This is a genomic window from Cytobacillus praedii, from assembly GCF_001439605.1.
In the GTDB taxonomy this organism is placed as follows: domain Bacteria; phylum Bacillota; class Bacilli; order Bacillales; family Cytobacillaceae; genus Cytobacillus; species Cytobacillus praedii.
On the sequence record NZ_LMBX01000008.1, the window covers coordinates 26684 to 40374 of the forward strand.

The 13691-nt window shown below is 40.0% G+C and carries 11 protein-coding genes and 2 riboswitches; of the genes, 10 read left to right on the forward strand and 1 reads right to left on the reverse strand.

Translation table 11 applies throughout. From position 1 onward, the window contains the following. The first annotated feature begins 9 nt into the window (after window positions 1-9). From ASU02_RS27200 to ASU02_RS10445, 6 genes are all read left to right on the forward strand, one after another. Complete coding sequence (locus ASU02_RS27200; RefSeq protein WP_269745973.1) at window positions 10-141, forward strand: hypothetical protein; 132 nt, start codon at window positions 10-12, stop codon at window positions 139-141. A gap of 237 nt (window positions 142-378) precedes the next feature. Then, complete coding sequence (locus ASU02_RS10425) at window positions 379-1302, forward strand: DMT family transporter (RefSeq protein ID WP_082631757.1); 924 nt, start codon at window positions 379-381, stop codon at window positions 1300-1302. A gap of 93 nt (window positions 1303-1395) precedes the next feature. Next, window positions 1396-1494, forward strand: a riboswitch (SAM riboswitch). 134 nt (window positions 1495-1628) lie between these two features. After that, a riboswitch (SAM riboswitch) is annotated at window positions 1629-1735 on the forward strand. A 188-nt stretch (window positions 1736-1923) separates the two neighbouring features. Continuing rightward, on the forward strand, window positions 1924-2955 hold the full coding sequence (locus ASU02_RS10430; RefSeq protein ID WP_057763360.1) for a methionine ABC transporter ATP-binding protein: 1032 nt from the start codon (window positions 1924-1926) through the stop codon (window positions 2953-2955). After that, window positions 2945-3595, forward strand: a complete 651-nt coding sequence (locus ASU02_RS10435) for a methionine ABC transporter permease (protein ID WP_057763361.1) — start codon at window positions 2945-2947, stop codon at window positions 3593-3595. Before ASU02_RS10430 ends, ASU02_RS10435 begins: the two co-directional genes overlap by 11 nt. A 17-nt stretch (window positions 3596-3612) precedes the next feature. Next, window positions 3613-4443, forward strand: coding sequence for a MetQ/NlpA family ABC transporter substrate-binding protein (locus ASU02_RS10440; RefSeq protein WP_057763362.1), 831 nt, complete (start codon window positions 3613-3615; stop codon window positions 4441-4443). A gap of 228 nt (window positions 4444-4671) precedes the next feature. Beyond that, entirely contained in the window at window positions 4672-5886 is a 1215-nt protein-coding gene (locus ASU02_RS10445; protein WP_057763363.1) for a M20 family metallopeptidase, read from the forward strand. A gap of 536 nt (window positions 5887-6422) precedes the next feature. On the opposite strand, the gene ASU02_RS10450 is transcribed toward ASU02_RS10445, so the two are convergent. Continuing rightward, window positions 6423-6695 carry an alpha/beta-type small acid-soluble spore protein gene (locus tag ASU02_RS10450; RefSeq protein ID WP_057763364.1) on the reverse strand — a complete coding sequence of 91 codons (273 nt, stop codon included), beginning with the start codon at window positions 6693-6695 and terminating at the stop codon, window positions 6423-6425. A 138-nt stretch (window positions 6696-6833) separates the two neighbouring features. On the opposite strand from ASU02_RS10450, the gene ASU02_RS10455 reads away from it, so the two are divergent. The 4 genes from ASU02_RS10455 (at window position 6834) to ASU02_RS10470 (ending at window position 13638) form a co-directional block, all read left to right on the forward strand. Next, entirely contained in the window at window positions 6834-7067 is a 234-nt protein-coding gene (locus ASU02_RS10455; RefSeq protein ID WP_057763365.1) for a CsbA family protein, read from the forward strand. A gap of 474 nt (window positions 7068-7541) precedes the next feature. Further along, window positions 7542-9521 (forward strand): excinuclease ABC subunit UvrB, encoded by a 1980-nt coding sequence (gene uvrB / locus ASU02_RS10460; protein ID WP_057763366.1) that lies wholly within the window; start codon window positions 7542-7544, stop codon window positions 9519-9521. A gap of 7 nt (window positions 9522-9528) precedes the next feature. Continuing rightward, the gene (gene uvrA, locus ASU02_RS10465) at window positions 9529-12408 is read left to right on the forward strand and encodes an excinuclease ABC subunit UvrA (protein ID WP_057763367.1); all 2880 of its coding nucleotides are present in this window, start codon (window positions 9529-9531) and stop codon (window positions 12406-12408) included. A 114-nt stretch (window positions 12409-12522) separates the two neighbouring features. Next, window positions 12523-13638 carry a DUF4097 family beta strand repeat-containing protein gene (locus ASU02_RS10470; protein ID WP_057763368.1) on the forward strand — a complete coding sequence of 372 codons (1116 nt, stop codon included), beginning with the start codon at window positions 12523-12525 and terminating at the stop codon, window positions 13636-13638. The last annotated feature ends 53 nt before the right edge of the window (window positions 13639-13691 follow it).

Consider the following 13691-nt stretch of genomic DNA (forward strand, 5'->3'; position numbering starts at 1 on the left):
GACATTCATATGAAAAAGTGGGTACTTTCAGCAATCGTTTATCTGTTAGTTGTCGTAGGTGGATATTACACGTATGAAGCAGTTGCAGGATCACCAGTTGAGGACCCTGGTCATTCTGATACGGAGCAGCATGAAAAATAAGATGAAATAGGTTGTTTAAATAGATCCCCAAGGCTGCACTAGACGGCAGTGGGGATCTTTTTTAGTCAATGAAGTCTGAAAATATAAATAATTCTATGTTCAATTATTTACACGATAGAATGAACATTTTATAATCAAAGGAATGGGCTGTAATAAAAAGAAAAAGTGAGGGGAAATGGAGGATAGGATCGTATTGTTTTCTTTTGTTCTATGTAAAAAGAAGCAGGAGGGAGAACAGTGAAAATAGCCTATTTTCAGCTTGCCTTATCTATGGCTTTTGTAGGCGCAAATGTCGCAGTTGGCAAAATAATTGTTGAGGAAGTCCCAATCTTTCTTTTTTCTGAAATAAGATTCCTGATTGCTTTACTTTTTTTAATTCCAATGATGCTGATCAGCCGGCCGCAAGCGGTTAAGCTGCAGAAAAGTCATTGGGGCTATTTAATTTTGCAGTCTTTTTTTGGCGTCTTTTTGTTTAGTGTTTTAATGCTGTATGGGGTACGTTTTACATCAGCTACCGCGGCAGGAATTATTACAAGTACTGTTCCGGCAGTCATAGCCCTTCTGTCATTTTTCTTTTTAAAAGAAAGAATAACTTCCCCACAGGCTATTTCTATTTGTCTTGCCGTATTGGGCATATCTATAATTACCTTTCAAACGAACTCTTCAACTTTAGGAAGCTCTTCATTTTTATTTGGAAATTTACTAGTTTTTGGTGCTGTTATTTCGGAGGCTTTATTTACTATTTTTGCAAAAAAGCTATCTGGGGTTTTGACACCGATCCAAATGGCAGCGGGAGTTAATGTCATAGGCTTTATATTATTTCTCCCTTTTTCTATTAAGGAGGCTGTCACATATAATTTCTCAGCGTTAGGATTATCTGTATACCTCCTTATCGTTTATTATGCGATAACTGCAAGTGTACTTTCGTTCGTTCTCTGGTATAAAGGAGTTGCGAAGGTAAGTGCTAATATTGCTGGGATTTTCACAGGATTTATTCCAATAACAGCTACATTGATAGGGATTGTATTATTAAAAGAGCCTTTTGGTTTAAATCAACTAGTAGGAATCATGTGTGTGTTAGGTGCAATATACCTTGGAACAAGAGGAGTAAGTATAAAAAATGCGGAACAGGCCTCCCAACACACAAAAACGTACCATTGATCAATGTAAATTAATTTTAAAATAACAGTTGACTTTTTGTTTTTTTGATTGTAAAGTATATTTCAAGTTAACCAAATTGAATATCTGATGTACTTCTTATCAAGAGAGGTTGAGGGACTGGCCCTATGACACCTCGGCAACGGACTTATTGCACCGTGCCAATTCCAGCAAGCATGTCTTGATAGATAAGAAGAGGCGCAACGTTGAATTCTGTCCTCTTCTTTTAAAGAAGAGGTTTTTTGTTGTAAACGGCAAAGAAAAGAATTCAAGTTTTTTTACGCGATAAACATAGTTTTCACATTGGAATAATAAAAATAAAATACACATTCTTATCGAGAGAGGCAGAGGGACTGGCCCGATGAAGCCTCGGCAGCGGATTCCGTTATTGGAATCTATGCCAAATCCAGCAAGCGAAATGCTTGAGAGATAAGAAGAGACCCCCTGACCTTTATTTTTGAATAAAGGCATGCCCTCTTCTTGTTTTTTCGGAAGAGGGATTTTTTATTTCCTTTTCATAAGGGGTCTGGGGCAATTGAACAAAAAGATCAATCGTTTACCTATACATCCTGCAGGTAATTCTTAAAGATAATGGTGTCAGTCACCGGGAGGAGAGAGAACAAAATGATTGAATTTCAAAATTTGAAAAAGGTGTATAACAGCGGCGGACAGCAGGTTGCGGCCCTAAATGGAATTGATTTAACGATTAATAAAGGTGAGATATTCGGTGTAATTGGGTTTAGCGGTGCGGGTAAAAGCTCGCTGATCCGCTGTGTCAATTGGCTCGAGCAGCCTACATCTGGCCGCGTGATCGTGGATGGCTATGATCTGACCGTTCTATCAGCAAAGGAAATCCGCGAGGTAAAAAGAAATATTGGGATGGTCTTTCAGCATTTCAATCTTCTAAACTCTAAAACAGTGTTTGCGAATGTGGCCATGCCATTAATTTTAGCGAAGGTGCCAAAAGAAGAAATCAAGAAACGAGTCAATGAGCTTCTGGAATTTGTTGGTCTGTCAGATAAAGCAAATAATTACCCTGATCAGCTATCAGGAGGGCAGAAGCAGAGGATCGGCATTGCTCGGGCACTCGCTACAAAGCCATCCATTCTACTGTGTGATGAGGCAACTTCTGCACTTGATCCGCAGACAACAAGCTCAATCTTGGAGCTATTGAAAAAAATTAATCGAGAATACAATATTACAATTCTTATCATTACGCATGAAATGGCAGTCATACGAGAAATTTGCGATCGGGTTGCAGTCATTGAAGCCGGAAAGATTATAGAAGAAGGGACTGTATTCAATGTCTTTTCTTCACCGAAAACAGTGACAGCAAGAAACTTTGTCAGCTCTGTGATGAATGATCAAATTCCTGACTCTATTAGAAAAATTGTTGAGGAAAATGCAGGGCTTCAAAGGATCTTTCGAATCAATTTTATCGGCAATTCAGCTGGACAGCCGCTGCTTTCGCAGCTGGCGAAGAAATTCGACATTCACATCAATGTTCTTTTTGGAAATATTACCGAGCTGCAAGGCACACCTTTTGGGAACTTGATCGTTGAGTTTCAAGGGGCTGAAAGTGAAATCAATCGTGCGTTAATGTTTATCAGCCAAGAGAAGGTAACAGTAAAGGAAGTGAAAGCACATGCTAGTTAATTCAGACCAAATTATTGAAGCGCTAATTGAAACGATTCAGATGGTAGCATTTTCTCTATTATTTTCAGCTGTTCTCGGTTTGCCGCTAGGGATTTTACTCGTTGTTACTAGAAAGGGGCATCTGCTGCAAAATCTGCCAGTCTTTAATGTAATCAACGGAATTATTAATATATTCAGGTCAGTGCCATTCATTATTCTAATGGTGGCAATCATTCCGGTAACAAGATTGATTGTAGGCACATCTATCGGAACAGCAGCAGCAGTCGTTCCACTCGTTTTTTACGCTGGACCATATATTGCTAGATTAATAGAAAATTCCTTGCTTGAAGTGGACCCAGGTGTCCTTGAAGCCGCTCAGGCGATGGGAGCAACACCAGCGCAAATCATTTTCAAATTCCTCATCCCAGAGGCGCTTAGCTCTTTAGTATTAGCTTTTACGATTGCAACAATTGGTTTAGTAGGAGCTTCTGCGATGGCTGGAGCAGTTGGCGGGGGAGGACTTGGTGACTTAGCTATTACATATGGCTATCAGCGTTTCGATACCATGGTCATGCTGATCACAGTAGGCATCTTAGTCGTAATGGTTCAAGGACTGCAAACCTTTGGCAATATATTATCAAAACGAATTCGCAGACGATAAACAGGAGGATGACAACAATGAAAAAATTATTTCTCGCATTCATTATTTTAACACTAGCTGTTTTTAGTACAGCATGCTCAAGCGAAACAAGCGGTAAAGAAAAAACAGTAAAGGTGAAGATTGGCGTTAGCGGATCAGATAACCGCATTTGGGACTTCGTAGCAGAAAAGGCGGCGAAGGAAGGAATCGAAGTAGAAATTATCAGCTTCTCCGATTATGTTCAGCCGAACATTGCTCTAGCTGAAGGTGAACTAGATGCGAATGCATTCCAAACAGTCGCATATTTTGATTCTTTTATTAAGGAACATAAGTTAGATTTAGTGCCAATTGCAACGACAGTCCTTGCACCAATGGGGATTTATTCAGAAAAATACAAGTCTGTTGATGACATTCCTGAAGGAGGGAAAATTGCTGTACCGAATGATGTATCCAATATGGGAAGAGCACTTCTTCTCCTTGAAGAAGCTGGCTTGATTAAGCTGACAGACGATTATGATGGCAATGGATCTTTAGATAAAATTGTCGAAAATCCAAAGAATCTTGAAATTGTCGAAATGGTCGCTGCACAAACACCGCGTGTTCTGCCAGATGTAGCAGCGTCAATCATTAATAATGGAATTGCAGTAGACGCAGGCTTCAACCCAACAAAGGATTCTATTTTCCATGAGAGTGCAACAGCCACTCCATATGTCAACATCATTGCCACAAGAGCAGAAGACAAGGAAAACAAACATCTAAAGAGATTGGCTGAGCTTTATCAAGAAGATGACGTAGCTGAATTTATCGAAAAGGAATACAAAGGAAATTCTATTCCAACATTTATTCCATTAAGTGATATTGGCTGGTAATTCGTATTTGTAAAGGAACTTTTTAAAGCAACTAAAAAGATTTTGTTGGTCGGAGTGTAATGTGCAAGACTTCTGTAGGAGGCGTGGACAGGTGAGCCCCTGCAGGAGCGTCAGTGCTCACCGTCCACCCCGCGGAAAGCGAGCATTCTGGAGCAGAAGTGTATGTATTAATTAGCAACAATGGGTAAAGAAACAACAAATAAAACAAAAATTAGGGAGGAACAAACCATGTCAACGCCATTAAAAACAATTGATGAATTAAAAGAAGCGATTATTAAGAATGTAGAAAGCAATAAGGAGCTGTATCTATCAACAAGTCATCAAATTCATGCAAAGCCTGAAATTGGAAATGAGGAATATTTTGCTTCAGGCCTGCTGATTGACATTCTTGAAAAGGAAGGATTTGAGGTAGAAAAGGCGGTAGCTGGGCATCATACTTCTTTCCTTGCTCGTAGAAAATCATTCCTAGAAGGACCGACCATCGCGTTTTTGGCTGAGTATGATGCGCTACCTGGTCTTGGTCATGCATGTGGCCATAATATCATTGGAACAACGAGTGTTGGAGCAGCGATTGCATTAAGCAAGGCTTTAGATGAAACGGGCGGTGAGGTGGTTGTACTAGGTACTCCAGCTGAAGAAGGCGGTCCGAATGGGAGTGCGAAGGGAAGCTTTGTAAAGCATGGGCTATTAGAAGGGATTGACGCGGCATTAATGATTCATCCTTCTAATCAAACAAGGCTGACGAGTACATCATTAGCTGTCGATCCACTTGACTTTGAATTTATTGGCAAGCCCGCACATGCAGCAGCAGCTCCACACGAAGGCATTAATGCCCTTGATGCGGTGATCCAGCTATTCAATGGTATTAACGCGCTGCGCCAACAATTAAAGGATGATGTCCGCATTCATGGGATTATTACAGACGGCGGGGATGCACCGAATATTATTCCTGAATATGCAAAAGCAAGATTCTTTATCCGTGCAGCAACAAGAGCGCATTTAAATGAAGTAACCAAGAAGGTTAAAGCTATTGCTGAAGGTGCAGCACTTGCGACGGGTGCTACCCTTAATGTCATCGCTTTCCAAAATGAAGTGGATAATCTTCTATTAAATAGGAAGTTTGATGAAGTATTTCATAGCATCATCGAGGAATTAGGGGAAACGGTTGTCTTAAATGATAAGGATGGCATTGGTTCTACAGATGCTGGGAACGTCAGCCAAGTGGTGCCGACAATTCACCCGTATATTAAAATTGGTTCAGATGATCTCGTTGGTCATACCGTTCCGTTTAGAGAAGCAGCTGCTTCTAAAAAGGGAGATGAAGCTTTAATTACTGGAGCGAAGGCACTTGCTTTAACCGGATTGGAATTAATAATCAAACCTGAATTATTAACAGCGATTAAAGATGAATTTAATGAAAGAAAAGCTGCAGAGGACAAATAGAGAGATTTGAGTATTCTCATAAACGAGATCTATGGGACAGAAATGCTGAAAAATCTAGATGAATTGTCTCATAGAAGCGAACTTTGGGACAGAATCTCGGGATAAATCCAAAGGAATTGTCCCATAGAAGAGATCTACGGGATAGAATTGCTGAAAAATCCAGATGAGTTGTCCCATAGAAGTGATCTATGGGACAGAATTGCTGAAAAATCCAGATGAATTGTCTCATAGAAGCAATCTATGGGACAGAATTGCTGAAAAATCCAGGTGTATTGTCCCATAGAAGAGATCTATGGGATAGAATTGCTGAAAAATCTAGATGAATTGTCTCATAGAAGTGATCTATGAGACAGAATTGCCGAAAAATCCAGATGAGTTGTCCCATAGAAGTGATCTATGGGACAGAATCCCCGGTAAATCCAAAGAATATATCTCATAGAAGAGGTCTATGAGACCAAAAATCTAATGGAATAGGCTGATTCAAAAAAATTGTTACTTCAACAATCTTTTGAGTCAGCCTTGTGTTTTTAGAATAGTTATTTTCGCATTTGCTCTTGTGCCATACGCACAAGCTCTTTCACCATGTTGCCGCCAATTTCTCCGCCAACTTTCCCTGCTTCTTTTGAAGTTAGACTGCCGTTATACCCCTTTTGAAGAGGAACACCGACTTCGTTTGCTACCTCATATTTGACATGATCGGGATTTTCTTGATCGATCGGGTATCCTTTGTTTTTCATTACTTGATTCTTCAATAAATCTAATGCTTGACGTGATTCTGGAACGAGCGGACGTCGCTTTCTTCTGGCCATTGTATGAAAGCCTCCCTGAGATTTTATATGGTTATCATTTGGAGACATACATCGAATCATTCATTTAAATCGGTGGTGCATGTTACCAAAATACGCTATTCTATTGATAAGCGAAATATGTAAAAGAAGGTGTAGTAATTGGGATTAAAATTTTTATCTGCCCTGCTGATTCCAGGCTTGCTTGTCGTGCTTTTTACAAGGGTGGCATATAATCATGTGATTGCCCTTGTCCTGACGGTAGCATTAATTGCCGCTTCTGTTTATAAAGGCTATACAGATTCATTCTGGTTAATTGTCGTTGATGCCTTCTCTTTGACTGTTGGGTTTTGGTACTCACAGCGGATGAAGAAGAACTTTCAGAAAAAATCCTGAATAAAACATATTGCAGACCTGTCGATGCTTATTCGACAGGTATTTTTATGATCATTTAATCATTATAAATTTTAGTCAAACGTTTGATTAATGATCCTTCGACCCATTCTCCTATAATTTGAAAAATGTATAAGCATTAAGTGTAAATATATCTCATATTTCTTGGGAAATTGTCGAGAGAAAATCAGTGTGTTTTTATAAAAATTAGATTTGCTATGTAACTAATCAAACATTTGATTAATGATATTTCGGCAAAAGGAACCAATTTCCGATAAAAACTTCCTGCTCCAGACTAACTTACAGAAAAATAAAACGAATATTCGTTCGCATATTGCTGGTTTGCATTAACAGTTTTGTGGTAGAATGTTTATATATGAATAAAGTTAAAAAATGACAAATCAGCCAACAGCCAGTCCTCATACATTCAAGCTGACTGATAATAGAGAAAAGTATAAATGAACTGGAGGCTTTTTAGTGAAGGACCAATTTAAACTAGTCTCGAAGTATTCCCCACAAGGCGATCAGCCAGAGGCAATCAGAAAAATTGTTGAAGGGATTCAATCGGGAAAAAAGCATCAGACTCTTTTAGGAGCAACAGGAACAGGAAAGACTTTTACTATTTCAAATGTGATTAAAGAAGTGAATCGGCCGACGTTAATTATTGCCCATAATAAAACATTAGCTGGCCAGCTTTACAGTGAATTTAAAGAGTTTTTCCCAGATAATGCGGTAGAGTATTTTGTCAGTTATTACGATTATTTTCAGCCGGAGGCATATGTTCCATCCACTGATACTTTTATAGAAAAAGACTCAAGTGTGAACGATGAAATTGATAAGCTCCGTCACTCTGCGACATCCTCATTATTTGAACGGCGGGATGTCATTATCATTGCCAGTGTTTCCTGTATTTATGGTTTGGGATCACCGGAAGAGTATAGGGAACTTGTCCTGTCTCTTCGCACAGGGATGGAAATTGAAAGAAATCAATTGCTGAGAAAACTTGTGGACATTCAATATGAACGCAATGACATTAACTTTCAGCGCGGGGCATTTCGTGTTCGCGGCGATGTGGTGGAAATATTCCCTGCTTCGAAGGATGAGCATTGCTTACGCGTGGAGTTTTTCGGGGATGAAATTGAACGGATACGTGAGGTTGATGCACTGACCGGAGAGATAATTGGCGAAAGAGATCATGTCGCTATTTTCCCGGCATCTCACTTCGTTACCCGTGAGGAGAAAATGCTTGTAGCCATTCAAAATATCGAAAAGGAATTGGAAGAACGGTTAGTGGATTTGCGTGAAAATAACAGGCTGCTTGAAGCACAGCGCTTAGAACAGAGAACACGTTATGATCTCGAAATGATGAGGGAAATGGGCTTTTGTTCAGGAATTGAGAACTATTCCAGGCATTTGACATTAAGGCCCCCGGGTTCAACGCCCTATACATTGCTGGACTATTTCCCAAAAGATTTGCTTATCGTCATTGATGAGTCACATGTGACGCTTCCGCAAATACGCGGAATGTACAATGGAGACCAGGCAAGGAAATCAGTTCTCGTTGAACATGGCTTCCGTCTTCCATCGGCACTAGATAACCGGCCGTTAATGTTTCCAGAGTTTGAGAAACATATTGATCAAATTGTTTATGTTTCAGCAACGCCAGGTCCATACGAACTTGAACATACTCCGGAAATGATTGAGCAAATTATCCGTCCAACGGGGCTGCTTGATCCAACGATCGATGTTCGTCCGATTGAAGGACAAATTGATGACCTGATTGGTGAAATCCAAGATCGAATTAAGCGCAATGAACGTGTGCTCATTACTACATTGACGAAAAAAATGTCTGAAGACTTGACTGACTATTTAAAAGAAATCGGGATTAAAGTTCAATACTTGCATTCAGAGGTAAAAACATTAGAGCGGATTGAGATTATCCGTGAGCTGCGCCTTGGAACGTACGATGTTCTTGTAGGAATCAACCTTTTAAGAGAAGGGCTGGATATTCCGGAGGTTTCATTAGTGGCGATTTTAGATGCTGACAAAGAAGGCTTCCTTCGTTCGGAGCGTTCGCTTATTCAGACGATTGGACGTGCAGCCCGAAATGCAAATGGGCATGTCATCATGTATGCGGACAAAATTACCAACTCAATGGAATTAGCTCTCAGTGAGACGAAACGGCGCCGTACCATGCAGGAGGAACACAATCTTAAACATGGAATCACACCACAGACGATCCAAAAGGATATTCGCGAAGTCATTCGTGCCACTCATGCAGCTGAAGAGCAAGAGGAATATAAAGCTTCATCTCAAATCGGCAAGTTAAGCAAGAAAGAACGAGAAAAACTAATCACAAATATGGAAAAAGAAATGAAGGAAGCAGCGAAGGCACTCAATTTCGAGCGTGCAGCTGAGCTTCGTGATTTATTATTAGAGTTGAAAGCGGAAGGATGACGAACAGATGGCGATGGAAAAATTAATTGTAAAAGGCGCCAGAGCCCATAATTTAAAAAATATTGATGTCACCATTCCGAGAGATAAGCTTGTTGTATTAACGGGGCTTTCCGGTTCTGGAAAGTCCTCGCTTGCTTTCGATACAATTTATGCGGAAGGGCAGCGCAGATATGTGGAGTCTTTATCCGCCTATGCTCGTCAATTTCTTGGACAAATGGACAAGCCTGATGTTGATGCAATTGAAGGGCTGTCACCGGCGATATCAATAGATCAGAAAACAACGAGCAGAAACCCTCGATCAACAGTGGGAACAGTGACAGAAATATATGATTATTTACGGCTCTTGTATGCAAGGGTTGGCCGCCCAACTTGTCCAATTCATCATATTGAAATCTCATCACAAACAGTTGAGCAAATGGTTGACCGGATTCTTGAATATCCGGAACGGACAAAGCTGCAAATCCTTGCACCCCTTGTTTCTGGCCGAAAAGGAACGCATGTGAAAATTCTTGAGGATGTTAAGAAGCAAGGATTTGTCCGTGTGCGTATTGATGGTGAGATGTACGATCTTGGAGAAGAGATTGAACTTGAAAAGAATAAGAAGCATTCCATTGAAGTAGTTATAGACCGAATTGTAGTCAAAGATGGCATTGCCGCACGTCTTGCAGACTCAATGGAAACAGCCTTAAAGCTTGGCGATGGAAAAGTTCTGATCGATGTAATTGGCGAGGAAGAGCTGTTATTCAGTGAAAATCATGCTTGCCCACATTGCGATTTTTCAATCGGGGAACTTGAGCCGCGAATGTTTTCCTTTAATAGCCCATTCGGTGCTTGTCCTGAATGTGACGGGCTTGGTTCTAAGCTTGAAGTGGATGTAGACCTTGTCATTCCGAATCGAGACCTATCATTAAAACAGCATGCCATTGCACCATGGGAGCCAACAAGCTCACAATATTACCCGCAGTTGCTAGAGGCTGTCTGCACTCATTATGGAATCGACATGGATATCCCTGTTAAGGATATTCCTTCTCATCTCTTCGATAAGGTTTTATATGGCTCAAACGGAGAAAAAATCTTCTTTCACTACGAAAATGACTTCGGTCAAGTAAGAGAAACGACGATTGAATTTGAGGGTGTTATACGAAATGTTGAGCGAAGATTTAAAGAAACAAGCTCTGACTATATTCGTGAACAAATGGAGAAGTATATGGCTCAGCATGCTTGCCCAACATGTAAGGGCTATCGTCTGAAAAAGGAAACGCTTGCTGTACTTATTTCAGATCAGCATATTGGTAAAGTGACGGAACTATCAATTGCTGAAGCACATCAATTTTTTGATAGCTTGTCATTAACGGAAAAAGAGATGAAAATAGCAAATCTTATTTTCCGTGAAATCAAGGAGCGTCTAGGCTTTTTAGTAAATGTCGGACTGGATTATTTAACTTTAAGCCGTGCGGCAGGAACCCTCTCAGGCGGTGAAGCTCAGCGGATTCGCTTGGCAACCCAGATTGGTTCAAGACTGACTGGCGTTCTTTATATACTTGATGAACCCTCCATTGGCCTCCATCAGCGGGATAATGACCGCTTGATTGAAACGCTTAAGAATATGCGTGATATTGGAAATACATTAATTGTTGTTGAGCATGATGAAGATACGATGCTAGCTGCTGACTATTTAATCGATATTGGTCCAGGGGCAGGCGTACATGGCGGAGAAATTATTTCTGCAGGAACACCTAACGAAGTAATGGAAGATCCAAATTCGTTAACAGGACAGTATCTTGCAGGAAAGAAATATATTCCGCTCCCTATCGAACGCCGTAAAAATGATGGGCGTTTTATAGAAATAAAAGGTGCAAAAGAGAATAATCTTAAAAATGTAAACGTAAAATTTCCATTAGGTACATTTATTGCTGTCACTGGAGTATCAGGCTCAGGGAAAAGTACGCTTATAAATGAAATTTTGCATAAGTCATTGGCACAAAAGCTCAATAGAGCAAAAAGCAAGCCTGGTGAGCATAAAGAGATTAAAGGAATTGAGCAATTAGAAAAAGTCATCGATATTGACCAGTCGCCGATTGGAAGAACACCGCGTTCGAATCCAGCCACATATACAGGTGTATTTGATGATATTCGTGATCTTTTTGCAACGACAAATGAAGCGAAGGTTCGAGGATATAAAAAGGGCCGTTTTAGCTTCAATGTGAAAGGCGGACGCTGTGAAGCATGCCGTGGCGACGGTATTATCAAAATCGAAATGCATTTCTTGCCTGATGTATATGTGCCATGTGAAGTATGCCATGGAAAACGCTACAACAGGGAAACGCTTGAAGTGAAGTATAAAGGAAAAAGCATTGCGGAAATTTTAGATATGACAGTAGAGGATGCGGTTGAATTTTTCGAAAACGTTCCAAAGATTAGCCGTAAACTTCAGACAATCTATGATGTTGGTCTGGGATATATAAAGCTTGGACAGCCTGCTACAACTCTTTCAGGTGGGGAAGCCCAGCGTGTAAAGCTTGCTTCCGAGCTGCACCGACGATCAAACGGTAAATCATTTTATATTCTTGATGAGCCTACAACCGGCTTGCATGTCGATGATATTTCCAGATTGCTCATCGTTCTTCAGCGCCTCGTAGAAAATGGGGACACTGTCCTTGTGATTGAACATAATCTGGATGTAATTAAGACTGCGGACTTTATTGTTGACCTTGGACCAGAAGGCGGGAATAAAGGTGGTACAATCGTTGCGACTGGCACACCAGAAAAAATTGCCGAAATACCTGAATCCTATACGGGAAAATATCTAAAACCAATTTTGGAACGTGACCGCTTAAGAATGAAAACAGAAATAGAAGAAAAAGAAGCGAGTGTAACAAATGCGTAATTTTATGAAGCAGTACGATATGTACTGCTTTTTTTGAAGAAAACTTATCTAAAAATTGAAACCATTGATTAACAATTTTCGTATATAAAAGAAAAACGGCTGGAGGAGATAGGTATGCAAGAGGAACGTTTAAGAATACTAAAGATGATTGAGGATGGGAAACTGACAGTAGAGGAAGCGTTACTATTATTAGAAGGACTGGATCAATCAAATAAAGCGGCTAATGAGAAACAGAATGACCTTTTCCCAGATCTTTCTACAGTTAAATTTGAGGAAGCAAAAAAGGAAGACCCGCTTAATTACAAATTTCAGTCAGCAAAGGATAAAATTATCGACTTTGTTGATCAAGCCTATAAAAAAATTAAGGATTTTGATCTTGATTTTAATTTTGGAAAATCTATTGATATTTCACATATTTTCGAGCAAGCAGACGTGGACTTGAAGGAGATAGATATTGATCTCGCCAACGGGATGGTTAAGGTTCTTCCATGGGAGCAAAATAATGTGCGCATCGAGTGTCAAGCAAAGATCTATCGCGTAGAGACACAAGATGAGGCAAGAAGAAAATTCTTAAATGAAGTCGTATTTATGATTGACAGTCAAAGGCTGCGGTTTTCAACCCAGCAAAAATGGATGAAAATTGAAGCCGTTATTTACATCCCACAAACAGAGTATGAAAATATAAAAATTCGCATGTTCAATGGATCGATTGAAAGTGAACATTTAACTGCAGAAAACTATAAAGCTAAAACAGCAAATGGGAAGATTACTCTTAGTGATATTAAGGGGAGCTATGCCGAAGCAGAGACTTCGAATGGGCAAATCTTAATTCAAAGGAGCTTCGTGGGTCAACTTGAAGCAGAGACGCTAAATGGAGCGATCACCCTTGATGGCGAATATCGAAAAGTTGATTTACAATCCTTCAATGGAGATATTTTCTGTGCATTCACAGGTGGTGTTTGTGAATTTATAGATGCTAAAGCGGCGACTGGCGGCATCGAGCTGCAAATTCCAAATCAAACAGCAGCGGTAGAAGGAGAACTGAAAACAAATCTTGGCGGTTTTAATGTGAATCTTGAAGGAATTCAAGTTGTGGAAGAAAAAAGTGATGTGATCCAAAAAGTAATGCGCTTCAAATCACTCAATAATCCTGAACAGGCACTAAGGATTTTGGCAGAAACTAAAACAGGATCCATTCAGGTGAAAAAGGCTAAATCAGAGGTATTCTAAATTGATTAGTTCAATAGAAATAGCGAACACTAATCATTAGAAGCAGGAAGTTA

Excerpts from the sequence above, each read along its gene's own strand:
- ASU02_RS27200 (WP_269745973.1), top strand. The coding sequence starts at position 10 with ATGAAAAAGTGGGTACTTTCAGCAATCGTTTATCTGTTAGTTGTCGTA.
- ASU02_RS10430 (WP_057763360.1), top strand. The coding sequence starts at position 1,924 with ATGATTGAATTTCAAAATTTGAAAAAGGTGTATAACAGCGGCGGACAG.
- ASU02_RS10435 (WP_057763361.1), top strand. The coding sequence starts at position 2,945 with ATGCTAGTTAATTCAGACCAAATTATTGAAGCGCTAATTGAAACGATT.
- ASU02_RS10440 (WP_057763362.1), top strand. The coding sequence starts at position 3,613 with ATGAAAAAATTATTTCTCGCATTCATTATTTTAACACTAGCTGTTTTT.
- ASU02_RS10445 (WP_057763363.1), top strand. The coding sequence starts at position 4,672 with ATGTCAACGCCATTAAAAACAATTGATGAATTAAAAGAAGCGATTATT.
- ASU02_RS10450 (WP_057763364.1), bottom strand. The coding sequence starts at position 6,695 with ATGGCCAGAAGAAAGCGACGTCCGCTCGTTCCAGAATCACGTCAAGCA.
- uvrA (WP_057763367.1), top strand. The coding sequence starts at position 9,529 with ATGGCGATGGAAAAATTAATTGTAAAAGGCGCCAGAGCCCATAATTTA.
- ASU02_RS10470 (WP_057763368.1), top strand. The coding sequence starts at position 12,523 with ATGCAAGAGGAACGTTTAAGAATACTAAAGATGATTGAGGATGGGAAA.